Origin of the sequence: Streptomyces sp. NBC_00513 (assembly GCF_041431415.1) — a bacterium.
Classification (GTDB): Bacteria; Actinomycetota; Actinomycetes; order Streptomycetales; family Streptomycetaceae; genus Streptomyces.
Window position 1 is genome coordinate 928,173 of record NZ_CP107845.1, and the last position, 25,349, is coordinate 953,521.

At 72.6% G+C, this 25,349-nt stretch carries 22 protein-coding genes; 12 read left to right on the plus strand and 10 right to left on the minus strand.

Features of this window, described 5'->3' with window-relative positions:
- Positions 1 to 12 precede the first annotated feature (12 nt).
- On the plus strand, positions 13 to 1,122 hold the full coding sequence (locus OHA84_RS04555; protein ID WP_266973224.1) for an amidohydrolase family protein: 1,110 nt from the start codon (positions 13 to 15) through the stop codon (positions 1,120 to 1,122).
- Positions 1,123 to 1,240: 118 nt separating this feature from the next.
- Here OHA84_RS04555 and OHA84_RS04560 read toward each other — a convergent pair whose 3' ends face one another.
- Complete coding sequence (locus OHA84_RS04560; RefSeq protein ID WP_266973223.1) at positions 1,241 to 2,806, minus strand: MFS transporter; 1,566 nt, start codon at positions 2,804 to 2,806, stop codon at positions 1,241 to 1,243.
- 189 nt (positions 2,807 to 2,995) lie between these two features.
- On the opposite strand from OHA84_RS04560, the gene OHA84_RS04565 reads away from it, so the two are divergent.
- On the plus strand, positions 2,996 to 3,580 hold the full coding sequence (locus OHA84_RS04565; RefSeq protein ID WP_266973221.1) for a helix-turn-helix domain-containing protein: 585 nt from the start codon (positions 2,996 to 2,998) through the stop codon (positions 3,578 to 3,580).
- Between the two features lie 60 nt (positions 3,581 to 3,640).
- On the opposite strand, the gene OHA84_RS04570 is transcribed toward OHA84_RS04565, so the two are convergent.
- Positions 3,641 to 5,797: a serine hydrolase gene (locus tag OHA84_RS04570; protein ID WP_371591320.1), complete on the minus strand. Its 2,157-nt coding sequence runs from the start codon at positions 5,795 to 5,797 to the stop codon at positions 3,641 to 3,643.
- A gap of 513 nt (positions 5,798 to 6,310) precedes the next feature.
- Between OHA84_RS04570 and OHA84_RS04575 the strand changes: the two genes are divergently transcribed.
- A complete protein-coding gene (locus OHA84_RS04575; protein ID WP_266973219.1) occupies positions 6,311 to 6,835 on the plus strand; it encodes a hypothetical protein in 525 nt (174 codons plus the stop codon).
- Between the two features lie 63 nt (positions 6,836 to 6,898).
- On the opposite strand, the gene OHA84_RS04580 is transcribed toward OHA84_RS04575, so the two are convergent.
- Positions 6,899 to 7,882 (minus strand): aldo/keto reductase, encoded by a 984-nt coding sequence (locus OHA84_RS04580; RefSeq protein WP_053682445.1) that lies wholly within the window; start codon positions 7,880 to 7,882, stop codon positions 6,899 to 6,901.
- 109 nt (positions 7,883 to 7,991) lie between these two features.
- Here OHA84_RS04580 and OHA84_RS04585 point away from each other — a divergent pair, with 109 nt between their 5' ends.
- The 3 genes from OHA84_RS04585 to OHA84_RS04595 all read left to right on the plus strand — a co-directional run bounded on the left by OHA84_RS04585 (position 7,992) and on the right by OHA84_RS04595 (position 10,107).
- Positions 7,992 to 8,579: a TetR family transcriptional regulator gene (locus tag OHA84_RS04585; protein ID WP_266973218.1), complete on the plus strand. Its 588-nt coding sequence runs from the start codon at positions 7,992 to 7,994 to the stop codon at positions 8,577 to 8,579.
- Positions 8,580 to 8,829: 250 nt separating this feature from the next.
- Positions 8,830 to 9,528 carry a L,D-transpeptidase family protein gene (locus OHA84_RS04590; RefSeq protein ID WP_107089319.1) on the plus strand — a complete coding sequence of 233 codons (699 nt, stop codon included), beginning with the start codon at positions 8,830 to 8,832 and terminating at the stop codon, positions 9,526 to 9,528.
- A gap of 210 nt (positions 9,529 to 9,738) precedes the next feature.
- The gene (locus OHA84_RS04595; RefSeq protein ID WP_266973216.1) at positions 9,739 to 10,107 is read left to right on the plus strand and encodes a hypothetical protein; all 369 of its coding nucleotides are present in this window, start codon (positions 9,739 to 9,741) and stop codon (positions 10,105 to 10,107) included.
- Here the strand turns inward: OHA84_RS04595 and OHA84_RS04600 are convergent.
- Positions 10,095 to 10,877, minus strand: coding sequence for a hypothetical protein (locus OHA84_RS04600; protein ID WP_266973215.1), 783 nt, complete (start codon positions 10,875 to 10,877; stop codon positions 10,095 to 10,097). The genes OHA84_RS04595 and OHA84_RS04600 overlap by 13 nt on opposite strands.
- Before the next feature lie 489 nt (positions 10,878 to 11,366).
- Between OHA84_RS04600 and OHA84_RS04605 the strand changes: the two genes are divergently transcribed.
- Both OHA84_RS04605 and OHA84_RS04610 read left to right on the plus strand, forming a co-directional pair.
- A complete protein-coding gene (locus OHA84_RS04605) occupies positions 11,367 to 13,523 on the plus strand; it encodes a translation factor GTPase family protein (protein ID WP_266973213.1) in 2,157 nt (718 codons plus the stop codon).
- Positions 13,524 to 13,757: 234 nt separating this feature from the next.
- Positions 13,758 to 14,435 (plus strand): class I SAM-dependent methyltransferase, encoded by a 678-nt coding sequence (locus tag OHA84_RS04610; protein WP_266973212.1) that lies wholly within the window; start codon positions 13,758 to 13,760, stop codon positions 14,433 to 14,435.
- Positions 14,436 to 14,503: 68 nt separating this feature from the next.
- Here OHA84_RS04610 and OHA84_RS04615 read toward each other — a convergent pair whose 3' ends face one another.
- Positions 14,504 to 15,283, minus strand: a complete 780-nt coding sequence (locus tag OHA84_RS04615) for a trypsin-like serine protease (RefSeq protein WP_266973211.1) — start codon at positions 15,281 to 15,283, stop codon at positions 14,504 to 14,506.
- A gap of 170 nt (positions 15,284 to 15,453) precedes the next feature.
- Between OHA84_RS04615 and OHA84_RS04620 the strand changes: the two genes are divergently transcribed.
- Positions 15,454 to 16,266: a hypothetical protein gene (locus tag OHA84_RS04620; protein ID WP_053682452.1), complete on the plus strand. Its 813-nt coding sequence runs from the start codon at positions 15,454 to 15,456 to the stop codon at positions 16,264 to 16,266.
- 98 nt (positions 16,267 to 16,364) lie between these two features.
- Here OHA84_RS04620 and OHA84_RS04625 read toward each other — a convergent pair whose 3' ends face one another.
- Together OHA84_RS04625 and OHA84_RS04630 are read right to left on the minus strand one after the other, a co-directional pair.
- Positions 16,365 to 17,180 carry a DUF1206 domain-containing protein gene (locus OHA84_RS04625; protein WP_266974135.1) on the minus strand — a complete coding sequence of 272 codons (816 nt, stop codon included), beginning with the start codon at positions 17,178 to 17,180 and terminating at the stop codon, positions 16,365 to 16,367.
- Positions 17,181 to 17,197: 17 nt separating this feature from the next.
- Positions 17,198 to 17,647 carry an SRPBCC family protein gene (locus OHA84_RS04630; protein WP_266973210.1) on the minus strand — a complete coding sequence of 150 codons (450 nt, stop codon included), beginning with the start codon at positions 17,645 to 17,647 and terminating at the stop codon, positions 17,198 to 17,200.
- 303 nt (positions 17,648 to 17,950) lie between these two features.
- On the opposite strand from OHA84_RS04630, the gene OHA84_RS04635 reads away from it, so the two are divergent.
- Both OHA84_RS04635 and OHA84_RS04640 read left to right on the plus strand, forming a co-directional pair.
- Entirely contained in the window at positions 17,951 to 18,430 is a 480-nt protein-coding gene (locus tag OHA84_RS04635; protein ID WP_266973208.1) for a GNAT family N-acetyltransferase, read from the plus strand.
- Between the two features lie 265 nt (positions 18,431 to 18,695).
- Positions 18,696 to 19,901 carry a cytochrome P450 gene (locus OHA84_RS04640; RefSeq protein ID WP_266974134.1) on the plus strand — a complete coding sequence of 402 codons (1,206 nt, stop codon included), beginning with the start codon at positions 18,696 to 18,698 and terminating at the stop codon, positions 19,899 to 19,901.
- A gap of 44 nt (positions 19,902 to 19,945) precedes the next feature.
- Here the strand turns inward: OHA84_RS04640 and OHA84_RS04645 are convergent, their stop codons facing one another.
- The 3 genes from OHA84_RS04645 to OHA84_RS04655 all read right to left on the minus strand — a co-directional run bounded on the left by OHA84_RS04645 (position 19,946) and on the right by OHA84_RS04655 (position 24,582).
- On the minus strand, positions 19,946 to 21,922 hold the full coding sequence (locus tag OHA84_RS04645) for a prolyl oligopeptidase family protein (protein ID WP_371591577.1): 1,977 nt from the start codon (positions 21,920 to 21,922) through the stop codon (positions 19,946 to 19,948).
- A 201-nt stretch (positions 21,923 to 22,123) separates the two neighbouring features.
- On the minus strand, positions 22,124 to 22,774 hold the full coding sequence (locus OHA84_RS04650; protein WP_053682457.1) for a DUF4360 domain-containing protein: 651 nt from the start codon (positions 22,772 to 22,774) through the stop codon (positions 22,124 to 22,126).
- Positions 22,775 to 23,031: 257 nt separating this feature from the next.
- Positions 23,032 to 24,582 carry an FAD-dependent monooxygenase gene (locus OHA84_RS04655; protein WP_266973203.1) on the minus strand — a complete coding sequence of 517 codons (1,551 nt, stop codon included), beginning with the start codon at positions 24,580 to 24,582 and terminating at the stop codon, positions 23,032 to 23,034.
- Between the two features lie 62 nt (positions 24,583 to 24,644).
- On the opposite strand from OHA84_RS04655, the gene OHA84_RS04660 reads away from it, so the two are divergent.
- Complete coding sequence (locus OHA84_RS04660) at positions 24,645 to 25,316, plus strand: TetR/AcrR family transcriptional regulator C-terminal domain-containing protein (protein ID WP_266973201.1); 672 nt, start codon at positions 24,645 to 24,647, stop codon at positions 25,314 to 25,316.
- Positions 25,317 to 25,349: the final 33 nt, after the last annotated feature.

A 25,349-nucleotide genomic window follows, 5' to 3' on the forward strand; every position in this document is an offset into this window, starting at 1 on the left:
CGGTGATTTGGCATGCAGAACCCCACGAACACCACCTCCGGCCTGCGCCTGGTGCGCGCGTCCATCGAGGGGCTCCTGCTCCCCTCGACGGTCACGGGTGACCTCGTCGGTGACCTCGCCCGGGTCGCCACGGACGATTCCTCGCCGGTACTCGACTCGGGGCACGGAACCCGGCCGAAGATCGACATGCACCATCACTACTGCGCTCCGGAATGGCGCGAGTGGGCCGAGCGCCACGAGCTGATCGATCCGAGGCAGTTGCCGCGTTGGGCGGGGCTCGGCATCGAGGAGGCGGTCCGGTTCATGGACGGCGCGGGCATCACGACGGCGGTGCTCAAGCCGATGCTGCCGGCCCGCTACCGGTCGTCGGCGCAGCTCCGTGAGGCGATCACCATCACGCTGCGCTCGATGGTCGAGGTGAGCGCCTCCCATCCGGGCCGCTTCCTGCACTACGTGCCGCTCTTCCTCGACGACCTCGACTCCTCGTCCTGGGCCATCCGCCGCGGACTCGGGCAGCTCGGCGCCGTGGGTGTGAACGTGACGGCGAACTACGGCGGCGTCTACCTCGGAGACCCTTCCTACGACCGGGTGTTCGCCGAGCTGAACGAGGCCTCCGCCGTGGTGGACACCCACCCGCACCACCTCCCGGGTGGTCCTCCCGGCGCGCCGACGGTCCCCGGCATCCCGAACTTCATGTGCGACTTCCTGTTGGACACCACACGGGCCGCCGTGAACATGATCAGCAGGCGGACGCTCGACCGTTTCCCGGACATCTCGGTGATCCTGCCGCACGCCGGTGGCTTCCTCCCGTACATCGCGCCGCGCCTGGAGGCTCTCGGACGGTTCTGCGACCCGCCCATCGAGCCCGCCGCGGTCCGCGAACACCTCGGGCGCTTCTACTACGACACGGCGGGCCCCATGGCGCCGGCCGCGACCCTCCTCGCCCACGCGCCCGCCGACCACATCCTGTTCGGCACCGACTGGCCCGCCGCGCCCCCCGACACGGTGCTGGACCTGGCGCTGCCCGCGCTCGACGCGGACCCGGCCCTCACCCCCGAACAGGTCCGGGGGATCCACCACGACAACGCGCTCCGGCTGATCCCGCAGTTGGCCACGGCCTGACTGCGGCGCCGCGCCCGCTCCCGGGCCCGGCGCCTGCGGCCTTCCCGCGGCTCGACCCACGCACACGCGTGGGTGGCGGGTGCCGGGTCGGGCCGAAGAGGTACCGCCGGACATGCGGTCAGCGCCCGCCCCCGCCGGGGTCGGTGGCCGCGCGGGCCGGCGGCGTCCCCGCCGCGCCGGGGGTGGTGTTCCTACCGCCGGGGCGGGTGTCCGTACCGCCGGTCGCCCGCGACGCGTACGCCCTCGCGAGGAGACCACCGCCCACCACCAGGGCGAGTGCGCAGAGGATCAGCGCGGCCCCCACCGCGAAGGTGAAGCGCACACCCGTCGCCACGGCCTGCGGGCTCGCCGTCGTGACGTCGTCCGAGGCAGCGGCGAACGTGAACACCGCTCCCATCACGGACGCACCGGTGACGAGCCCGAGATTGCGCGAGAGGTTCACCAGCGCGGAGGTCACGCCCCGACGCTCCGGGGCGATCTCCGCCATGACGGCGGTGTTGTTGGCCGTCTGGAACACCGCGTATCCGGCGGTGACGACCACGAGCGGGACGACGTAGCCCACGACCCCCGACGTCACGCGTGTCATCGACAGGGCGGCGGCGCCGGCGGCCATCGCGAGGAGTCCCGCGCAGGTCGTGCGGCGCGCTCCGAAGCGGTCCACCAGCCGCCCGGCCGGTACACCCGTCAGCGCGGCGACCACCGGCCCGACGGCCAGGACCAGTCCGACGAGGGCGTCGTCGAGTCCGAGCCCGCGCGAGAGGTGGAACGGCCCGACCACGAGCGTCGCCATGACCACGGTGGTGACGAGCGTGCCGGCGGCGAGGCCCGCGCTCAGGACCGGGTCACGAAACGCTGCCAACCGGACCAGCGGGGACGCGACGCGCCCCTCGACCCGCACGAAGAGGACGACCCCGAGCACGGCGGCCGCCAACAGGGCCGCGTTCGCCGCACCGAAGCCGCCGCGCCCCAGGGTCATGGCGAGGGCGTAGGCCGCGAGCGTCAGGGCCAGCAGCGCCATGCCCGCACGGTCGAAGCCGGGCCGCGCGCCGGCGGGTTCGCTCGCCTGCCGGTCGACCGGGAGGTGACGGCGGGCGAGGAGCAGGGTCAGGAGTCCCAGCGGCGCGTTGACGAGGAAGAGCGCCCGCCATCCGAGCCCGGAGATCAGCACGCCGCCGAGCGAGGGACCCAGGGCGGTACCGATCGCGGACATGGTCCCGAGCATTCCCATGGCCCTGCCGATCCGCGCCCTGGGAACCGTCTCGGCAACGAACGCCATGGTGAGGGCCATCATGACGGCCGCCCCGAGACCTTGTACCGCCCGGGCGGCGATCAGCAGCCAGAGGTGGGGCGCGCCGGCGCACAGCAGCGAGCCCGCCGTGAACACCGCGATCCCGGCGAGCAGCAGCCGCCGGCGGCCCACGAGGTCGCCGAGCCGTCCGGCGCCGACGATCAGGGCGGTGACGGCCAGGAGGTAGGCGAGGACCACCCACTGGACCTGCTGGAAGGAGGCCGTGAACACGTGCGCCAGCGTGGGCAGGGCGACGTTGGCGCTGCCGGCGCCGAGCGAGGAGAGCACCGTGGCCAGCGAGAGCGCGGCGAGCGCTCCTCCCGGCGAGGTCGTCCCCCCGGCGTTCCCGGCGCCGCCGGCGGCGACTGTCCCGCGTCCCTCGTCGATCGGTTTCAACACGAACTCCGTTCTCTCACGGCCTCCTCCGGCCCGGCCGCCGGGTGGCGGCGGGTGGGGCGGGGAGACGGCGTGGCCGGCGGCCCGGGCCGGTGCTCGGCCTCGGTGCGCTGCCGGGGAGAGTGCACCGGCCCTCGTGAGTCGACAATCTTTGTTGCCGGTTCCGGGACGACGGTATGGAATGCGTCCATGGACAGACCACAGCCCTACCGAGCGGTCCTCGACGAGGTCGGCCCCCGACTCAGGCGGGTGCGCGCCGCGCGCGGACTCACCCTCGCGGCTGTCTCCGAGGCGACCGGCATCTCCAAGAGCACCCTGTCCCGGCTGGAGTCCGGGCAGCGCCGCCCCAGCCTGGAACTGCTGCTGCCGCTCGCCGGCACGTACCACGTGCCCCTGGACGACCTGGTGGGAGCGCCCGAAGTGGGCGATCCCCGGGTGCGGTTGACGTCCCACGCCCTGCCGAACGGTGGGGTGTACGTGCCGCTGTCGCGTACCCCGGGACCCATCCAGGCATACAAGATGATCATCACCGATCGGGGTGCCGACCCCTCCCCGCGAACCCACGAGGGTTACGAGTGGCTGTACGTGCTGAACGGCCGGTTGCGCCTGGTCCTCGGCGAACACGACCTGGTCCTCGGCGCCGGCGAGGTGGCGGAGTTCGACACCCGGGTGCCCCACTGGTTCAGCAGCGCCGACGGACGGCCCGTCGAAGTCCTCAGCCTCTTCGGACGGCAGGGAGAACGCATGCACGTACGCGCGAAGCCGCAGGCCTGACACGCCGGCCCGGCGCACGGGGTCCCCGCCCGGGCAGTCCGGCGGGGACCCCGCGGGCCGTCAGCCGAGGCGGGTCAGCCTGTTCCCGAACGAGGGCTCGGCCAGGTCGACGCCCACCGCCACCGGTACGGTCTTCGCGCCGTCGCCGTCACCGACCGTCAGCACCCCGACTTCGGCGCCGGCCTTCGCGGTGTGGGGCAGCGTGGAGGCACCGCCGCCGAGCGTGAGGCGCAGCCGCTGCCCCGGAACTCCGATCGCGTTCAGGTCCTTCGTGGCCACCAGCGGGGTACGGCCGCCGAGTCCGTCGTCGACGTGACCGACCACCTGTCCCTTGTGGATGACCGGAGTCGAGGCGAGTGCCTTGCGGACGGCGTCGATCACCTTCCGGCTGTTCTCCTTCACCAGCTTCAGGCTGTCGCCGCCGTTCAGGTCGGGGCCGTCCGCGTGCTGGTCCATCATCGTGCCGAGGATCAGGGGCGTCTCCTCGCCCACCGACTTGAACGAGGCCCACAGCAGCGTGCCGCCGGCCGCCGAACTCGATCCGGTCTTGATGCCCTTGACGCTGAGGTCCGCCGCCGTGAGCAGGGTGTCGTTGTTGTTGTAGATCGGCTTCGGCAGCCCCGGGATGGTCGCGTTGGGCAGTTTGACGATCGCGCGGAAGGAGTCGTTCTTCATCACTGCCTCGGCCAGCTTCAGTTGGTCGACGGCGGTGCTGACGGTCGCCTTGTCCAGGCCGCTGGGATCGGTGTAGACGGTGTCCTTCATGCCGAGTTCCGCGGCGGCGGCGTTCATCTTCGCGACGAAGGCGTCCTGCGAGTCCGTGCCGGAGTCCCAACGTGCCAGCAGCCGGGCGACGTTGTTGCCCGAGGGGATCATCAGCATCTTGAGCATGTCCTGCTGGCTGTACTTGGCCCCCGCCTGGAGTCCCTCGATGCGGGACTCGTCCTCGGAGGTCCCGTCCGCCACCGCCGCCGCGTCGACCGTGATGTCGGGGCCCTTGTCGGTGGGCTTGGCCAACGGGTGGTCCTTGAGGATCACGTAGGCCGTCATGACCTTGGCGACGCTCGCGGTCGGGACCGGCCTCTGCTCACCGAACACGGCGATGTCACCGGAACCGGGCACGCGGATGGCGCCTTGGCCCTCGGTGGGCCAGGGGAGGGTGAGCTGTCCGTCGACGGTGTGGACGGAATCCGCGGCGACGAGCTTCGGTTCGGGCAGGGGGCGCATGAGCTGGGCCCCGGCGAAGCAACCGGCGAGGACCAGCACGATCGGCGTCCAGATCTTGACGCGACGCAGCGCGGTCCGGCGGGGGGTCTCCGCCGGCGGCGGGGTGTTGGTGAGCTCGGCCAACATGTCCAGCGGCGGCTGCGGAGGTTGCGGGACCTCCCGGGTGCGCTCCGGAACGAGGGCGGCCGGGGCGGGAGCCGTCGGGGCGGCAGCGGGCACGCGGGCCGGGGCCGGCATCCGCGTGGGGGTCGGGGTCCGGGGCGGGGTGGGGGCCGGGGTCCGCGTGGGTGCCGGGGTGGGGGCTTCCAGTGCCTTCAGGGCGACGAACTCACTGGTCCGCTCGCCGTCGCCCGCGTTCTCCCGCGCCCACGACGGCACGCGTACGGGCGCGGGTGCGACCGATCCGCCTCTCGTTCCCTTCTCGGGCCCCGCCTTCGGTCCCGCGTCCGGTCCCGATGCGGCTCCCCCGGTGGTCCCCTCCCCGGAGGGGCCTTCGCCGGCCTTCGGAGTCTTCGTGGCTTGCGGGGCTTGCGGGGTCGGCTCGGTCCGCGGAGCCGCCGGAGCGGTCCCCGGCTCCCGTTCCGGCCCGGTGGGCCCTTCCGGGCCAGGGGTCGTCTCCCCGGAGTCGGCCGTCCGCTCGGGCTTCGGCGTCTCCTCGGCGTCCGGTGCCGGGTCGGGAACGGCCGTCGCCCCGGAGCCGTCCGACGCCCCGGGGACGACCGCGTCCTCGGCGCCGGCCTCCTGCTCGGGCTCCGCCGCCTCCTTGGACTCCCCCGACGCTTCAGGCCCTGCCGTCACCCCAGGCCCTGCCGTCGCCTCGGGCTCCGACGTCGTCTCGGGCTCCTCCCGGCCGTCGTCCGACGCCTCGGCCCGTCCCGCAGACTCGGGCGCCTCGACGCCCTCGGCCTCCTCGGGAACGTCTTCGGTCGGGCCGGTTGCCGCGGGCCCGGCCCCACTCGTTTCGGCCTTGTCGCCGCCGTCCACCCGCACGGGCTCGACGGTGGTCGCCCGCCCCGCATCCGGTTCCGAGGTCCCCGGGTGCGCCGCGGTCTCCGTTGTGCCCGAAGCCTTCGGAGCCTCCGCAGGGTCCGAGGAACCGTCCGCCACCGTTACCGCCTTCATCCCAGCCCCGCCTTGACATTCGCCTCCGGCGGCCGCTCCATCGCCCACGCGATGACGGTGGCCCGCCGGCTCTCGCCGATACCGTTCACCGGCGGGTCGCACGGAACCCGCCGGACGTCTAGATGCGCGACGGGCCCGGGGCGTTCCCCCTCCCCCGTCCTGTGACCATTCGGTCATACTCCGACGTCAGAGCAGGTACGGGCGGTGCCCCTGCGGACAGGTGTACGAGGTTGCGGCGAGGGTGGCCGTACGGTTCTCCGAGTGACCGTTCTCACGTCGCCCTCGGCCCCGCCGCTCCCCTCGGCCGTCGTCGCGCCCTGACAGACTCCCTCCTTGATCACGAGGCCAAGGGGCCTTCGTACGGGCGGAATCGGGAGAGTTGTGCGCAAGGTGAAGTGGGTGGCCGCGGCCGCCGGTGTGGTGTTGCTGGTGGCGGGTTGTGGGAGCGAGGGCGGCGCCGACAAGGGCAAGGGCGGCGAGGGGCCCGCGTCCGGGACGGCGGCCCCGGCGGAGCAGGGTGCGGGCACCCTGGACGCCGCCGCGGTGAAGAAGGAGATCGCGGGCGCCGCCACGGCCGCCGGCTTCACGGAGAAGTCGGGTGACGATGTCCCGGCGACCCTCCGGTCCTGCATGGTCTCCTGGAGCCCGGACGGCAAGAAGGCCGCCGATTCGAGGCAGTCCTTCGACGGCACGGTCACCGCCCTCGTGAAGGGAGGCTGGAAGGAGACGCGGACCTCCGATCAGCCGATGTCCGTCATCAAGTCGCTGGACAAGGGCGGCTGGACGGTGAAGGCGAGCCACCAGGGCAAGGCCGGCAGCCTCCTGGTCATCTCCTTCATCGCCGTGGACAACGGTCCCACCTGCGCGAAGGCCTTCCAGGAGGACCTGACCAAGAACAAGCAGTAGCCCCGGGCCGCCGCGCCCTGTCCGGCGGGCCGGGCGGGGCGGGCGGGGCGGCCCGGCTACCGGTCAGCCGTTGAGTGCGGTCATCAGCTCCGGGGCGTACCGGTCGCCCGAGACCACTCCGTACGGGGCCACGGCATCGATGGCGGCCAGATCGGCATCGGTGATCGTCACGGCGGTCGCGGCGACGTTCTCCTCCAGGTAGCGGCGACGCTTGGTGCCCGGGATGGGCACCGCGCCCCGGCGCAGCGTCCAGGCCAGGGCGAGCTGGGAGGGGGTGACGCCCTTCTCGGCGGCGAGCCGGCGGACCTGCTCGACGACGGCGAGGTTGCGGTCGAAGTTCGCGCCCTGGAAGCGGGGATCCGTACGCCGGAAGTCGTCCGCCGCGAAGTCGTCCGGGCTGGTGACGGCGCCGGACAGGAAACCTCGGCCGAGCGGCGAGTAGGCGACGAGTCCGATGCCGAGCTCGCGCAGGACGTCCAGCACGCCGTCGTGCTCGATGCCCCGCTCGAAGAGGCTGTACTCCGTCTGTACGGCGGCGAGCGGGTGGACGGCGTGGGCCCGTCGGATGGTGGTGGGCGCGACCTCGCACAGGCCGATGTGGCGGACCTTGCCGGCCGTGACGAGCTCGGCCATCGCGCCGACGCTCTCCTCGACGGGCACGTTCGGGTCGACGCGGTGCAGGTAGTAGAGGTCGATGTGGTCGGTGCCTAGGTGGCGCAGGGACCGCTCGGCCGCCCGGTGGATGTACTCCGGGGTGCCGTTGTGGCCCCGGAAGGCCCCTTCGTCCGTGAACTCGACACCCGTCTTGGTGGCGATCACGGCCGTCTCGCGGCGGCCGGCGAGGGCCTTGCCGAGGAGCTGCTCGTTGACGAAGGGGCCGTACCCCTCGGCCGTGTCGAGCAGCGTCACCCCCAGCTCCAGCGCCCGGTCGATGGTGGCCAGCGACTCGGTCTCGTCGGTGGCGCCGTAGTGGGCGCTCATTCCCATCAGCCCGAGGCCCTCGACTGCGACCTCGAGTCCCTGACCGCCCAGTGCGCGGATCTCCATGACATGCCCCTCTGTACGCCAGAACTAAGTAACTAACTGGATAGGTCAACCATGCATCCGACCCCCGAGGAATGTCAATAACCAGATAGTTACTTGCTAGGCTGCACACATGGCACGGGACTCCAGCGCAACCAAGGCGCGCCTGCTCGACGCGGCCTTCGCCGAATTCGCCACGTACGGCATCGCCGGGGCGCGGGTGGACCGCATCGCCGAGACGGCGCAGGCGAACAAGCGGCTCATCTACGTGTATTTCGGCAACAAGGAGGAGCTCTTCGACGCGGTACTGCTGCGGGCGCTGGAGTCGGGCGCGGAGTCCGTCCCGTTCGACGCCGACGACCTGGCGGGCTACGCCGGCTCCGTCTTCGACCACCTCGTCGAGCGCCCGGCGCTGATGCGGCTCGTGCTGTGGAAGCAACTGGAACGCCCCGGCAGCACGGACGTCGAGGCGCGGTCCTACCGCGACAAGATCGCGGAAGTGGAGCGGGCCCAGCGGGCCGGCCGGGTGGACCCGTCCATGGATCCCGCCGATGTGCTGACGCTGGTCATGGGACTGTCCCAGGCCTGGTTCGGCGCGGTGGGCGGCCCGGCGGCCGGCGGTCAGGGCGTCGACTGGCCGGCCGAGCGCCTCTCACGACATCGCGCGGCGGTGGTCGAGTCCGTACGCCGGGCCACGGCGGCACCGACGCCCGAAGCCTGACACCCGAGGCCCGGGGCTTGTCGCCCGGGGCCCGAGGTCGGGCGGGGTGATCGACCCCGGCGACCGCCTCCCGAAGGCCACCCCGAGGCGATCACATCGGGGGACGGAACGGATCCTTCCGGTCATGTCCACACCTCTACGGCATGCGTACGAGGCGATTTACGGCACCGGGATCCCAACCGGCGACGATCGCCTGTACGTTCCGCCTCACAGGTGGGAACAACCCCATGGGGAGGCCGATGTGAAATCCATGCGCATACGTACGAGACGAAGGACCGCGGCGGTGGTCGGCGGGGCGGTGGCGCTGGCTGCGCCGCTGGTGGTGGCCGGTGGCGGGGCGGCGCAAGCCGCCACCTGCAACGTGACCACCGGGCCGTACCAGCGACAGGTCGAGCAGTTCCTGGGGCGTCCGGTCGACGGGGTGCAGTCGTCCGCCGACTGCACCGCCATCAGGTCGTTCCAGGCGACCCACGGCATCACGCCGACCGCGGGCTACGCGGGACCGCTCACCTGGCGCACGATGAGCACGATGTTGGACCAGCGGGCCGCGGGCACCACCCCCAACAAGGCGGGCAAGTGTCCGACCAATCTGGGGCGAATCGCCTGTGTCGACCTGACCCGACAACTCAGTTGGGTCCAGGACGGCGCGAAGCTGGTCTACGGTCCGGTGCCGGTGCGCACCGGAAAGGACGGCACCGAGACCCGGACCGGCCTGAAGAAGATCTACTACCGCAACATCAACCACTGGTCGACGATCTACAACGTCGCCATGCCCTACTCCCAGTTCTTCGACGGCGGCATCGCCTTCCACTCCGTGGACAAGAGCATGTGGAACCCGCCCGGGTCCGGTGGGTGCGTCAACATGCGGATCGCGGACGCGAAGACGTACTGGAACTTGCTGAAGAACGGCGACGATGTCTACGTCTACGGGAACAAGCCCGGGACCTGACGACCACCTCGGCGCCCCCGGTGGGCGCCCAGGGCCAACGGGGCCTCGCGCGTGCGGCATTGACACATGTCATGCCGCACCCGGGAGGAACTCACGGCGGGGTGATGACGAACGGCACGGCCGACATGGGCGGCACGTCGGAACACTGGATGGCAGGCGATCACACGGCCGATCAGCGTTCCCCCGCCGAAGGGCCCGACATATCGAACTGTGGCCACCGTCGGCTTCTGCGCCATGACCGCCCGGGCCCCGCACCTGCTCGACGGGCGGTTCCTGCTTCTGCGCACGGGACCGTTCCGGGAGCTGTCCGTGCCGCTCGACACGATCGTGTCCGTACGCGCCGCGCACGATGCGACCGTCGGCCACGGATTGCGCCGCCGCGCGGCGGACGAGGAGGCGGTGGCCTGCTCCGTCTCCAGCGCCACCACGTTGATCCTGGAGACGGCCGAACCCTTGCCGGTGAGGCTGCGGGACGGTGGGATCGTCCCGGCCCGGCGGATCCACTTCACGGCCGACCGACCCGCCGACGCGGCACGGCTGATCAGGGAAGCGATCGGCGGGGCGGCTCAGAGGCGGTGAGCCGCCCGAGCCCCGAACGCCAGGCCCACCGTCAGCAGGGCCAGTGCGCCGCAGAACGCCGGAGGCGACCACATCAGCAGGGCCGGCCCGAGCAGCGTGGTCGGGAAAGCCACCATGCACCAGGGAACGGCCAGGCCGTAGAGGTCCGACCGCCGACCACTCACCAGCGCCCACACGGCGACCCCGAGGCCGAGCCACAGCAGCAACACCCGCGACCACAAGCCGGCTTCCGACGCGGGCGGATAGGTGCGGACGAGTCCGCCGATCTCCAGCCGGACCACCTGCCCCTGCCAGGTCCGCAACCGTGCGCGGTCGCCCGCCCGAACCTCCTCGTAGGTCTCCGCGGCGACCCCCAACCAGTCGGATCCGCCGCTCCAGACCAGCTTCACGTCGTGGTACCTGGTGCAGCTGGTACCGGCGTTGCCGCCCCCGCCCCCGATGGTCACGGGTGCGCCGCCCACCCCGCCCGCGCCGGCGGCAACGCCGCCGATGGTGGCCGGTGCCCCGCCCGTCGTCGTGCCGCCGCTCGTACCGTTCGACGTACACGTCTGTCCCGTCCTGCGGTCACGGACCTCGCCCGTCTCCTCGTGGAGGCACTCCTCGCCGCCGCACACGAACGCGCGTCCGTACGCGACGGTCGCGTCGTGGCCCCGGTCGAGGGCCCGCGCGCAGAAGAGGACGGCGAGAACCGCGCCGAGGACGAGCAGCGCCCGCGACCAGGGCCGGAGCGAGTCGCCGTACCGACCACCCCTGTACTTCCCGGACTTCACCAGGACCTGATGCCCGCCGCCGGGTCCCGGCAACCCGGGGCGGAAAAGGTGATGCACCGTCCGCCGCGCGTCCATAGACTCACCGGTGTGTGCCACGAAGAGCGCGGCGCGTGTTTCGTCGAACCAGTCCACGAGGGGAGCCCGGCCATGTGTCACCGCATCGCCGTCCACGCTCCCCGGTCCCGGTACGACGTGATCCTGGTGTCTCCGGTTTCCCGGTAACGGCTGCGCGGCCGTCACCGGATGTCCGAGACGAAGTGACGAAGAAGACCTGACTCCCCCGGCGAACGAGCCGGTCGCGCGGTGTGCGCGACCGCCCTTCGCGGTGCCTCCGCGTACCCGGAAACCGGCATGCGGCCGGTACGAATGCGCCAGCACGCCGGTACGAGTACGCCGGTACGCCGGGCAAGCGGATCCGGGCTGCCTTCCGTCGCTTCCTCCACCCATCGCGCCGCCCTCACTCCCATGCCCTCGGAAAGGCCTCGGGCCATGCGCGCCACACCTCTGACCACCGTCCGCAACCTCGGCATCCTCGCCCACGTGGACGCCGGCAAGACCACCCTCACCGAACGCGTCCTGTACGCGACCGGAACCACCCACAAGCGCGGTGAGGTCCACGACGGAACGACCGTCACCGACTACGACCCCCAGGAACGCGACCGCGGCATCACCATCTTCGCGGCGGCGGTGAGTTGTACCTGGAACGAACATCGGATCAACCTGATCGACACCCCGGGGCACGTCGACTTCGCCGACGAGGTGGAGCGGTCGCTGCGCGTCCTCGACGGCGCCGTCGCCGTCTTCGACGCCGTCGCGGGCGTCGAACCGCAGAGCGAGTCGGTGTGGCGCCAAGCCGACCGGCACGGGGTGCCCCGCATCGCGTTCGTCAACAAGATGGACCGGGTCGGCGCGGATCTCGACACCGCCGTCGCGTCGCTGCGCGACCGACTCCACGTCGTTCCCCTGGTGGTCCAACTGCCCATCGGGCGGGAGGACGGCTTCACCGGAGTCGTGGACCTCGTCCGCATGCGGGCACTGGTCTGGAGCGCGGCGGCCGGCGCTTCCGGGTCCGGGACGTTCGAGGTGTGCGCGGTGCCCGACGCCCTGCGGGAGGAGGCGCTGCGGCGCCGCCGGCTGCTCGACGAACGGGTGGCGGAGTTGCACCCCGCCGCGCTGGAGGAGTACTGCGCCACGTCGACGCTCTCCGCCTCCACGTTGGTCGCCGCGCTGCGTGAGCTGACGCGCGGGGGTGAGGGCGTGGTGGTGCTGTGCGGCTCCGCGTACCGCAACCGTGCGGTGGAACCGCTGCTCGACGCCGTCGTGGACTACCTCCCCTCGCCGGCGGACATGCCGCCGGTGCGCGGAACCGCGCTCCACGGGGCCCGCGGGGAAGGGGTGGAGGAGCGTGTCGCCGATCCGGCGGCCCCGTTCGCCGCGTTGGCCTTCAAGGTGAACGCGACGGCGACCGGACGGCTGACGTATCTGCGCGTCTACTCGGGAACGATGCGAAAGGGGGAGACCGTACTGGACGCGACGGCGGGCCGGACCGAGCGGATCGGCCGCATCCTGCGTGTCCAGGCCGATCGTCACGCCGAGGTGGAGCAGGCCGTGGCCGGGGACATCGTCGCCGTGGTCGGGCTCAAGTCCACCCGCGCCGGGACGACGCTGTGCGCTCCGGACGCGCCGCTGGTCCTCGAACCGCCCACGGTGGCCGCGCCGGTGGTGTCCGTGGCGGTCGAGGCGGGCACCCGGGCCGACATCGGTCGCCTGTCGTCGGCGTTGGCCCGGTTGGTCGAGGAGGACCCCTCCCTGGCCGTGCGGACGGATCCCGAGACGGGGCAGACGGTGCTGTCGGGAATGGGCGAACTGCATCTGGAGGTCGCGGTGGAGAAGATCCGGCTCAGCCACGGGCTGCGCGTCGAGGTGGGTCGCCCCCGGGTGGCCTACCGGGAGACGGTGGCTCGCGGGGTGTCCGGTCTGGTCTACCGGCACGTGAAGCAGGACGGTGGAGCGGGCCAGTTCGCCCACGTGGTCATCGACGTCGCCCCCTTGGACGGCGACGACGGCGACGACGTCTCCGTCATCCACGACGGCTCCGGTACCGGTACTGGTACTGGCGGTTCGGGCGGCGCCGGCGGCTTCGTGTTCCGGTCCGTGGTCGTCGGCGGCCGGGTGCCGCAGGAGTTCGTCCGCGCGGTGGAGGCGGGTTGTCGGGACGCGCTCGCCGAGGGACCCCTCGGCGGTCATCCGGTGACGGGGCTGCGGGTCACGCTGACCGACGGCGCCACCCACTCCAAGGACTCCTCGGAGATGGCGTTCCGGGCGGCGGGGCGGTTCGCGCTGCGCGAGGCGTTGCGCGCCGCGACCATGGAGCTGCTGGAGCCGGTGGTCGAGGTCGTGGTGACCGTCCCCGACGAGGCCGTCGGCGGCGTGCTCGGTGACCTCGCGGCGCGGCGCGGACGGGTCGCGGGATCGACCACGCGGACCGGAAGCACCTCGATCACGGCGGCGGTTCCGCTGGCCGAACTGTTCGGGTACGCCTCCCGGTTGCGCAGTCGCAGCCAGGGCCGTGGCACGTTCACCTCCCGGCCCGTGGGGTACGCCCCCGTGCCCGCGACGGTGTACGCCCGGGGCGCGTCCGACTGACGCGTGGCCCCCGACCGCCCCGGCGGTCGGGGGCCTTGCGCATCAGTCCTTCCCGCGTCGGGCCTTCGCGCGTCGGGCCTTCGCGCGTCGGGCCCTCCCGCGTCGGGCCCTCCCGCGTCGGGCCTTCGCCGTCAGGCCTCCCCTCGGGGCGTCCGCGCGGGTCGTCCGCGCGGGGGGTGTCCGCCGAGGGAGTGCCGGGGACGTCTTCGGGGCCGGCGGATAGGGTGTGCGGCCATGACCGGATCGGACTTCCTCGACGCCGCCCGGGTGTTCTACGACACCGTGGCCCTCGACTACACCGAGCACTTCGGTGACTGGCTGGTCGACAGACCGATCGACCGGGCGATGGTGGCCGGGTTCGCCGAACTCGTGAGGGCGGGCGCCGGCGGGCCGGTCGCCGACGTCGGCTGTGGCCACGGACACCTGACGGCGTACCTGGACGGACTGGGACTGTCCGCGTTCGGGCTCGACCTGTCGTCGGCCATGGTCGCGTTGGCCCGGAGCACGTATCCGCACCTGCGGTTCGAGGAGGGTTCCATGACCGCCCTGGACCTGGCGGACGGTTCCCTCGGTGGCGTCCTCGCCTCGTACTCGATCATCCACGTCCCTCGGGAGCGACTGCCGGGGGTGTTCGCCGAGTTCCATCGGGTACTGGCCCCGGGCGGTCACCTGATGCTGTCCTTCCAGGTGGGCGACGCTCCCTTGCGCGTGGAACGGCCGTTCGGCCACGAGGTGGCGCTCGACTTCCGTCGGCAACGGCCGCGGTGGATCGCCGAGGCCCTCGACCGGGCCGGGTTCGCGGTCCGCGCGCGGCTGCTGCGGGAACCCGAGGAGGGCGTGGAGAAGGTGCCGCAGGCCTACGTCGTGGCGCGCAAGCCGGCGGCGCCCACATCCCGTCCGACCGTGTCGTGACGCGCGGCACCAACTCGCCTTCTCCCGGCGGGGAACCGTGAGCGGTGTGGCGGGAGACCCCGGAGGCGCTATCCGACGGGGAGGCCGAGCCCGGCGGCGACCGCGCTGACCCGGGTGAACACGGAGACCGGGTACTGGCCGTCGCAGTACTTGTTGCCGGTGGAGACGATGCCGATCACCTTTCCGCCGGCGACCAACGGCCCCCCTGAGTCGCCCCGGCAGATGCTGTCGTCGGTACCGGGTGCGGAGGCTCCGCAGACCTTCAGCGCGCGGGACTCGCCGGGCTCGGTGTAGGGCTCACAGCTCTTCAACGGCGCCACGGTGAGGACGGCGGACTTCAGTCGCGTACCCGGGGTGTCGGCGCCGGTCCGGCCCCAACCGACCACCTCCGCCTTCCCGCCGAGGGCGTAGAGGGCCGAGTCCTTCGGGCCGGCCACGGCCAACGGCCGGTACGGCATGGGCTCGGTGAGGGTGATGACCGCGGCGTCGTGGGTGAGGGTGCCCTGGACGTACTTCGGGTGGATCCTGACCGAGCCGACGTGCCGAACGGTGCCCTTGGCGCTGCCCGTGTCGGTGCGCCCGCCGATGACGAGGAGGTCGCGCGGAGCCGGCTGGTCGGCGAGGCAGTGCGCGGCGGTCAGCACCTTCCTCGGGGCCACGAGCGTGCCCCCGCAGAACTGTGCGCCCTCCGACGTCGCGATGATCATGGCGTACGGGTGCTGTGCCGCGGTGGTGTTCCGCCCGCCGTGGATGGCGGCGGCCGGTGCGGCGCCGGCGGCGAGGCCGGCCACGGCGAGGGCGGAAGCGGTGAGTACCGCGAACGCGGTACGCCTGTGGAACGTGAGCATGTGATCCCCCCGGAGTCACGGCGCGGCGCCCGGTGGCGGCGCGTCCTTGCCGTGAACCACGACGCGGAGCCGCGCGCTGCGGTTCCCTGCGGGGCCGGCGGACCGGACCGCCGCGCAAATGTAGGCTCCTCGTAAAGATGAACGACGGATGGTCGGCAATAGGGGTGGGGATGAAGGCAGGCAAGGCTGCCGCGGGTGTCACCGCGGCGCTGTTCGTGACGGTGGGTGCGGTGGGCTGTACGGCGAGCCCGGTCGCCAAGCAGGCCGCGGACTCGGCGGAGGTCCTGGTCGCGGCGCTGTCGCAGGCTTCCGACGAGGCGTCGAAGGCCGGTTCGGCGAACATAGACATGACCGTGACGTCGCCGGACACGGGCGGCAAGCCGGTGTCCATGAAGGGTGTCTACTCCTGGGGCAACGGCCTCGCGATGGAGACCGAGATGCCGGCCAAGGACCTCCAGATGGAGGAGTTGGTCACGGACGGCACCATCACGATGCGCCTCGTGGACGGGGCGTACTACTACGGCGTCGACCCGGCGGAGACGGGCCCGCTCAAGGGCAAGACCTGGTTGAAGCTCGAAGCGTCCGCCGTTCTGGGCGAGGCGGGCGCGGCCGGCATGAGCCGGGGGGAGGCCGACCCGACCGCCGGCCTGAAGTCGCTCAAGTTCGCCCGGGGCGTCACGAAGGTCGGAACGGAGGACGTCAACGGCAAGAAGGCGGTCCACTACCACGCCTCGGTTCCGGCGGACAAGCTCGGCGACGCGGCGGCCGTGTACAACGCGCTGGGCACGGGCGGTGAACTCGTGGCGGACGTCTGGGTCGACGACAAGGGCATGCCCGCCCGGATGAAGCAGACCTTCGGGACGACCACCGTCAGCATGGACTTCCTGTCCTTCGGTGTCGCGCGGGCGATCACCGCCCCGGCGGCCGGCGACACGGCGGACATGACCGAGATGGTCAAGAAGGGTTCGGGCGGCCCGGCCTGACGGCCGAGGCCACTGACCCCTGTGAGGGTCAGTGGCCTCGATCGCACCGGTCGCCCGGCCCGTGTCGTCGCCCCCCGGGCGAGCCCGGGGCCTCGCGCTCAGACCTTGCGCCACCGTGCCATGGCCCACGAGAAGACGCCGAACAGCACCAGCCCGATGGCCACGGCGATGAGCAGCCAGGGGCCGGCCGGGGTCTGGGTGAAGGTCTTCAGGGTGTCGTCCATGCCCTTCGCCTGGCTCGGGTCGTAGCGCCACGCGGCGTACAGGACGAATCCGCCCGCCGCCGCGAAGACCGCGCCGCGGGCAACGCCGCCGGTGACCCCGAGGACGTCCACGGCCTTGCGCCAGTGCTCGGCGACGCCGATCATGTCCAGGTGCTTGCGGAAGGTGCGGCGGGCCGCGCGTACCGCGATGATCACGCCCGCGACGGCGATCCCGAGCCCGACGGCGCCCACCAGCCACCGTCCGGCGGGGAGTTCCATCGCGGACGCGGTCAGGTCACGCGACTGTTCGTCGCCGCCGGACCCGCCCCCGCCGGAGCCCGTCGCGAAGGACAGCACCGAGAAGGCGGCCGTGGCGTAGAAGACGGCGCGTCCCGCCGCCGTGAGGCGCTTCGTGACCTTGTCGCCCTTCGGGCCGGCCGCGCCGAAGGCCGCCTCGGACAGGCGCCACAGCACCATCCCGATCAGGCCGATGCCGACGGCCCAGACGAGGACGCTCCCGAACGGCTTGCCGGCCAGTTCCTGGAGCGCTCCCTGTCGGTCCGCCTCGCCGCCACCCTTGCCGAAGCCGACGCGGACGGCGATCAGTCCTATGAGGATGTACAGCGCGCCGCGCGCCGCCAATCCGCACCGGGCCGTGACGGACCGGGCCGTGCCGCCGCGCGAGGCGGAACGGACGCCCTCGCCCACCACGCCCGCTCTGGCGGTACTCACACCTCACCGCGCCAGGCGCCGGTCTCGGCACCGCGAGACTCGATGAACACCTTGAACCGCTTCAGGTCACCGCTCACCCGGCGCTTGACGAGGCCGAGCTTGTCGGCGGCGCTCTCGGCGAGCCCGTCGGGAATCCAGTTCATGTGCAGGGACACCTGGGTGGTGGTCGCGTCGACCGCCTCGAAGGTGACCAGTCCGGCCTGGCGGGTATCGCCGTCCACGGTCGTCCAGGCCACGCGGCGGTCCGGAACCTGTTCCGTGATGCGTGCGTCGAACTCGCGCTCCACGCCGTTGACCTTCGTGACCCAGTGGGTGAGGGTGTCGCCGCGCTGCTCCACCCGGTCGACGCCCTCCATGAAGGCGGGGAAGCTCTCGAACTGTGTCCACTGGTTGTAGGCCGTCCGAACAGGGACGTTGACCTCCACGTACTCCTCGACGTGCGCCATGAGTACCCCTTCCATACAGGTCGGTGCCGGAGCGCCCGATCATCCGGGCGTCGGTGCGCCGGGTCGGCCGCTCCGAACACGCGGTTACCCGAACCCGCTTCCTCCATGCGGCCCCGCCCGGCCCGGCCCGCGCCCTCCCGTCATCCGGCCGTGGCGGCGCACCGCGGGGCCGTTGTTGGACACCCAGGCGCGTTCGCCGGCCCCCGATGTCGACGATGATCGATCGGCGAGGGCGATGACGGCGGCGCCGCGACAGCCGCCGCGCCCCACCGCAGTGCCCGTTCGAGCAGAGGAGACACCCCCATGGCAACCGACGCGAACCGCGGTTCGAGCACCGTTCACGTCCGTGCCGCACGGCCGCCGGACTTCGAGCGGTGGCGTGTCCTCTACCGCGGCTACGCGGAGTTCTACCGGGTGGAGCAGACCGAGGAGGCCGCCGCGCTGGTGTGGTCGTGGGTGCACGATCCCGCGCACGAGGTGGAGGCCCTGGTGGCCGAGGACGGCGAGGGCCGGCTCGTCGGCCTCGCGCACTACCGCCCCTACGCGCGTCCCCTCTCGGCGACGGTCGGTTGCTTCCTCGACGACCTGTTCGTCGCCCCCGAACACCGCGGCGGCGGCGCCGCCGACCTGCTGCTGGCCCGGCTGTCCGAGATCGCCGCCGAGCGCGGCTGGAGCGTGGTCCGCTGGATCACCGCCGACGACAACCACCGGGCGCGCTCCAAGTACGACCAGGTGGCGACGCGAACCATGTGGGTCACCTACGACATGCCGCCCGCACGCTGATCCCGGGTCCCGCGTGCCTGAGGGGCACGACGGGGTTGCCCCGCGGGGGGCCGGGGAAGGCAGTGGGGGGCGAAACCCGGGAAGATCGCGCCGCGAGCCGGCGCGGGCACCGTACCCCTGGTGGCCGGCGGCTCGGCGGGCGCGACGGATTCGTCCCGTTCGACGTCGATCCGACCGCCATCCCAGGGAGTCTCTCGTGAACCGGCCCGCGCCCAGCCCCGTCCCTCAGCCCGCACCTCGCCCCGTCCCCCACCCCGACGCCCCGATCGTCCTCGATCCCTCCGGATCGGACCGGCACGCCGAACACCGGCTGTTGCGCGGCCGGGGAGCGGCGGCCCGCGTCGACATCCTCGGCGTCACCGCGTGGGCCGTCACCGAACCCGCCCTCCTCAAGCGGTTACTCACCGGCCCCGACGTGTCCAAGGACGCCCGGGCGCACTGGCCGGGTTTCGACCTGGCCGTGGAGACCTGGCCCCTCGCGCTCTGGGTGGCGGCGAGCAACATGTTCACCGCCTACGGAGCCGACCACCGGCGGCTTCGGCGGATGGTGGCCCCCGCGTTCAGTGCGCGCCGCGTGGCCGCGCTCCGGGAGACGGTCGAGGTCATCGTCGCCGGCCTCCTCGACCCGCTCGCGGCCGTCCCGCGCGGCGAGATCACCGACCTGCGGGAACGGCTCGCGTACCCGCTGCCCATCGCGGTGATCGGCCACCTCATGGGGGTGCCCGTCGACCAACGCGAGGGGTTCCGTGCGGTCGTCGACGGTGTCTTCGACACCACGCTCACCCCGGAGGAGGCCTCGACCAACACGATGCGGGTCTACGAGGTCCTGGACCGGCTGATCGCCACCAGGCGGGCGTCGCCCGGGGACGACATGACCTCCCTGCTGATCTCCGCCCGCGACGAGGAGGGAGACGGCTCGGCGCTGTCCGACGTCGAACTGCGCGACACCCTCCTGCTGATGATCAGCGCCGGCTACGAGACGACGGTCAACGTCATCGACCAGGCCGTCACCGCCCTCCTCACGCGACCTGACCAGGTGGAGCACCTGCGCGCCGGGCGGGCCGGGTGGGGCGACGTCGTCGAGGAGACCCTGCGTCACGAACCGGCCGTCAAGCACCTGCCGATGCGTTTCGCCGTCGTCGACATCCCGCTGCCCGACGGGCAGGTCATCGCCAAGGGCGAACCGATCCTCGCCTCCTACGCCGCCGCCAATCGCCACCCCGGCTGGCACGGCACGGACGCGGACACCTTCGACGTCACACGGCTCACCAAGGACCACCTTGCCTTCGGGCACGGCGTCCACTTCTGCCTGGGCGCGCCGCTGGCCCGGCTGGAGGTGGAGGTCGCCCTGCGGCGGCTCTTCGACCGTTTCCCCGCCATGGAACTCGCCATCCCCGCAGCCGGGTTGCGGCCCGTCGCCTCCCTGATCAGCAACGGCCACCGGACCCTTCCCGTGCGCCTGCGGAGGTGATCCGGCCCCCGGAGCGTGCGGGCTCCGGGGGCCGCTCGGTGCGCTCACCCCAGGCGGTTCCAGAGGAAGGTGTGGGTGAGCGCCTCGTTCACGGCGGCCTGGGCGTTGTCGGTGGCGCCCGCGTGCCCGCCGCCGGCCGTCTCGTGGAAGTGGACGACGTGGCCCAGCTCGCGCAGCCGGGCGGCCGCCTTGCGCGCGTGCCCGGGGTGGACCCGGTCGTCGCTGGTCGCGGTGAGGAGCAGGATCGGCGGGTAGGGCCGGTCCGATCGGAAGGCGTGGTACGGGGAGAGGGCCTCCAGGTGGGGACGGTCCTCGGCCCGGTCGGGGTCTCCGTACTCGGCGGTCCAGGACGCGCCCGCGAGGAGCCGGTGGAAGCGCAGGAGGTCGAGGATCGGGAAGCCGATGACGACGGCGCCGAAGAGCTCGGGGTAGCGGACCGTCATGGCGCCCATGAGCAGGCCGCCGTTGCTGCGCCCCTCGATGCCCAACCGGTCGGGGGTGGTGATCCCGCGGGCGACGAGGTCCCCGGCGACGGCGGCGAAGTCCTCGAACGCCCTCGGCCGCTCGGCCTTGAGCGCGGCCCGGTGCCACCGGGGCCCGTACTCGCCGCCGCCCCGGATGCCCGCGATGACGTAGGTACCGCCGCGGGCGAGCCAGGCCCGCCCGGTGACGGCGTCGTACCCCGGGGTCAGGGACACCTCGAACCCGCCGTAGCCGTAGAGCAGGGTCGGCCCGGGACCGGCATCGGGTCCGACGACGAAGTAGGGCACGCGGGTGCCGTCCTCGGACGTCGCGAAGTACTGCCGGACCGTCAGCCCGGTGGTGTCGAAGAGGGCGGGCGCCCGTTTGACGACCGTGCTGTCGCCGCCGATGTCGCCGCGGTGGAGGGCGGCGGGCCGCAGGTGTCCCGCGACGTGGAGGAAGTACTCGTCGCTCTCGTGCGGGTCGGTTCCCGTGATCGAGGCCGCGGCGAGCGGCGGTACGTCGGCGAGCGGTTCCCGGCGCCAGCCCTCGGGCGTGGGCGTCAGCACCTCCATGCGGGTGGAGACGTCGCTCAGCGTCTGCAGGATCAGGTGGTTGCGGGTCCAGGAGTGGCCGGCGAGGGCGGTGTGCTCGTCCGGTTCGAACAGCACGGCCGCCTCGCGGTTCCCGGCGAGGAACGCGTCGAAGTCGAAGGCCAGCAGGGAGCCCGCCGGCCGGCCGAGCCAGGGGGACTTCGGGGCGACCACCAGCCAGGATCGGTGGGCGTACGCGGTCGCGTCGCCCGGTACGTCGATCTCGACCCGTAGGCCGTTCTCGTCGAGGAGGAACAGGCTTTGGTTCCAGAAGTCCTTCTGCCGGGACAGGAAGTGGCGCTCGAATCCCTCGGTCGGATCGAACCAGCCGGCCGCGGCCAGATCGTCCTTCGCCACCTCGAAGACGAGGGTGGCCTCCTCCAGGGGCGTGCCGCGGCGCCACCTGCGCACGGTGGCGGGGTAGCCGGACGCGGTGAGCGAGCCCGGGCCGAGGTCGGCGCCGACGTAGACCTCGTCCACGGTGATCCAGTCGATCCTGGTCTTGCCCTCGGGCACCTCGAACCCGCCGGTGACGAACGCCAGGGTTTCCAGGTCGAACTCGCGCACCACCACGGCGTCGGTGCCCGCCCGGGAGAGGAGCACGAGCGCGTGCCGGTGGCCGGGGTGGAGCACCTCGGCGCCCGACCACGTCCAGTCCTCGCCCTCCTCGGCGGCGAGGGCGTCGACGTCCAGCACCGTTTCCCAGTCCGGGAGGTCCTTGGCGTACTCCTCCGGCGTGGTGCGCCGCCAGACGCCCCGGACGTGTGCGGCGTCCTGCCAGAAGTTGTACAGGTACCGGCCGCGGCGGCAGACGTAGGGGATCCGCCGCTCGTCGTCCAGGACCTCGCGCAGCTCGGCCGCCAGGGCCCCGAACTCGGGGCCGCGGGCCAGTAGCTCCGTCGTCTCCGCGGTCCGTTCGGCCGCCCAGGCCAGGGCGCGGGGGCCGCTCACGTCTTCCAGCCACATGTACGGGTCTTCTTCGTTCACCCCCCGATTGTGCCGACGTCCGGCGCCGCCTGTCCGCCGGTCGGCCGGCGCCGTCACCGCACCGGTGTCCGGCAGACCGCCCCCGCCGGACGGCGACGGGCCTGTCGGGCCGGTGGTGCGGGCACGGCGATGGGGCCGGGCCCGCACCCGGGGAACGCCGACCGGGGTCGGCGCTCGGGGTCAGCGTCCGGGGCAGGTCTTCCAGGCAAGGTGGTAGACGGTCTGGATGGCACCGTCGGTGGAGTCCATGGCGATGAAGCTGTTCGTGTTCCTCGGGTCGGAGGTGCCGGCGTTGACGCGCAGCTCGGTGTTGATGTTGAAGTTGCGCTGCGCGCCGCAGGGCGCCCAGACCAACTGGGCCCAGTCGGTGGTGTCGGTGGCCTGCCAGTTGTTGTCGAGCGGGCCGTTGAAGCGGTGGGTCCCGGTGGCCGTCTCGGGCGAGCCCTGGAAGTAGTACGAGGCCTTCTGGGTCGCGTTGGCCCCCCTCTCCAGGTGGGCGTAACCGCGGTAGTCGGCGCTCGCGACGGCGTAGGTGAAGCCTTGTGGGACGTGCACGATCAGGTTGAGCTGGCAGTTCTTCCGGAAGTCCGTCGGCTGGGAGCCGATGCCGACCTGCGCCAGGTACTGGCTGTAGGTGACGGTGAAGGCCGTGTTGTCCGCCGACACGGCGACGGCCGCCGTGCCCAGCGGACAACCGGACCCGTTGACGGTCGCGAGCTCGATGACGATCTTGTCGGGCGGCACGGTGATGCCGGCCGGGGCCTGCGGGGCGAGGAACGTGCCGGCGAGGAACACGGCGGTCGCGCCGCCGGCGAGTAAGGCACCGGGCATGATGCTCCGATCGGTTGTCGGTGGCCTTGCCTGAGGTGGGGGGTCCGGCCGAGCGCGCGGCCCCGTTCCGTCGACCCGGACAGCGGGAATCGTCGGGTGGGGCCGCGGCGTGTGGAAACCTCGACCGTCCGGCCGCGTCGCGGAACGAGTACCGGAACGCTCTGGATGCTAGAGACCGCGCTCCCCGCGGAATAAGGCGGTAACCGGCCGAACACACGGCGTCGACATCGGCCTACGGGTCACGCGCGACCGGCGGCTCACCCGCGGCCGGTGTCGATCGCCGCCGCGAGGGCGGCGGCCCGTTCGGCGGCGCGCGGGCGCGGGTCCGCGGTACGCGTGGCCCAGGCGATGTGTCCGTCGGGCCGGACGAGGAGTTCGGTCACGCCGTCGAGGTCCTCGTGCGGGTCGTGCGTGGTGACGGTCGCGTGGGTGAGGCGGGGGTGGGCGGGCTCGTCGGGGCCGCCCCCTGACGGGCGGCCGGTGAGGTCGAGCAGGACGAAGTGGCCCTCGTGGAACAGCTCGTGGGCCCGCCGCGCGGACGAACCGGCGACGGTGAGGGCGATGTCGGGCAGGGGCCGTCCCGCGGGCGCGTCGCCTTCGAGGGGGTAGTGGGTGGCGAGGGCCGAGACCCGGCCGGCGAGCAGGCGGTTCACCTCCGGCAGGCCGAGGAGTTCGTCGAGGAGCGCGCGCAGGGCGACGGCCGGGCCGGCGTAAGGCGGTACCAGGGTCAGTTCGGCCAGCAGGGTCTGTACGGCGGTGTTGTCGGTGACGGCGCGGCCGACGGGGCGGCGCTCGGCGTCGTAGCTGTCGAGGAGTCCGGGCGGGGCCCAGCCCCGGATGTCGGCGGCGAGCTTCCAGCCGAGGTTGAACGCGTCCTGGAGGCCGGTGTTGAGGCCTTGGCCACCGGCGGGGAAGTGGATGTGCGCGGCGTCGCCCGCGATCAGGACCCGGCCGGCGCGGTAGCGCTCGGCGAGTCGGGTCGCGTTGCCGAAGCGGGACGACCAGTGCGGGTCGCCGATGCCGAGGTCGGATCCGCAGAGCCGGTTCAGGCAGGCGCGGAACTCGTCCGTCGTGACGGGCTCCGCGGAGGGTGTGCGCATGCGTTCGGGGTCGATCAGGACGATGCGGGTGAGTCCGCCCTCCAGCGGGACGGCCAGGCCTCCGGCGGCCCGGAGCCGGCGCAGCGCGTCCGGGTCGGCGTCGAGGCCGGCGAAGTCGCCGAGCACACCGGTCAGGGTCTCGTCGCTGCCGGGGAAGCCGATGCCCGCCGCCTCGCGGACGGGGCTGCGGCCACCGTCGCAGCCCACGACGTACCGGGCGCGCAGCGGCGCGCGATCCCCCTCGCCGTCGCCTTCGTCACCGCGAACCCCGTCGCCGGAACCCCCGCCGCCGGTCCGGACGGAGCAGGTGACCCCGTCGGCGTCCTGGGTCAGCGCGGTGAGTCGAAGGCCGCGGCTGATCCGGACACCGAGTTCCCGGGCGCGCTCCTCCAGGAGTGCTTCGGTGCGGGTCTGTGGGATGGCCAGGGTGTATCCGTGGCGGGTGTCGAGGGCGGCGAAGTCGAGCGGGGTGGGCAGGGCCGCGTAGTGCCAGCCGGGGACGGGTCGGCCGTGGGCGAGGAAGCGGGGGGCGAGGCCGCGCAGGTCGAGGATCTCGACGCTGCGCGGGTGGAGGGTCAGGGCGCGGGAGTGCGGGTGGGGGGCGGTGCGGCGCTCGATGATCCGGGTCCGTACACCGGCCAGGGCGAGTTCGCAGGCCAGCATCAGCCCGGTGGGGCCGGCGCCCACGATGATCACATCGGTGTCCATGAGAGGCACTCCTTAATAAGTGAACAACGTTCACGTGAACGATGTTCACTATAGTGAGGCGCATGAGCTCCCCGTCAACCTCCGCCCCCGGGCGAGGTCGCCCCGCCCGCCTCGACCGGACACGGACCGTCGAGACGGCACTGGACCTGCTGGACGAACACGGCTTGGAGGCGCTGACCATGCGGCGACTCGCCGACGCCGTCGGCGCCCGGGCCGGCGCGCTGTACCGGCACTTCGCCACGAAGGACGACCTGCTCACGGAGATGGCCGAGCGGATGGTGGCCCCGGCGGCGGCCGGGGCCGCACCCGGGGACGGCACGTGGCGGACGGCGCTGGCCGGTCGCGCCCGGGCACTGCGCGCGGCGCTGCTGGCGCGGCGGGACGGGGCGCGGGTCTACGCCGGCACGCATCCGACCGGCCCGAACACGCTCGGGTTCGCGGACTCGGTGGTCTCGGTGCTGATCGGGGCCGGTTTCGGCGAGGAGGACGCGGCGCGGACCCTGTTGGCCGTGGCCGACTTCACCCTGGGCCACACCCTGGAGGAGCAGGCGGCCGTCTCCCCTGACGGTCCGGCCGATCCGGCGCGCCTGCGCGAGGCGGCGACGGGCGAGGCCTACCCGCACCTGGCCCGCGCGCTGCCGGTGGTCACCAGTGCCGACTTCACCGCCCGCTTCGAGTTCGGCCTGGACCTGCTGATCACCGGACTGTCGGCGCGGGGCCCGCACACGGGCTGACCGCCCGCACCTTCCGGCGCAGGCCCGGCCGGC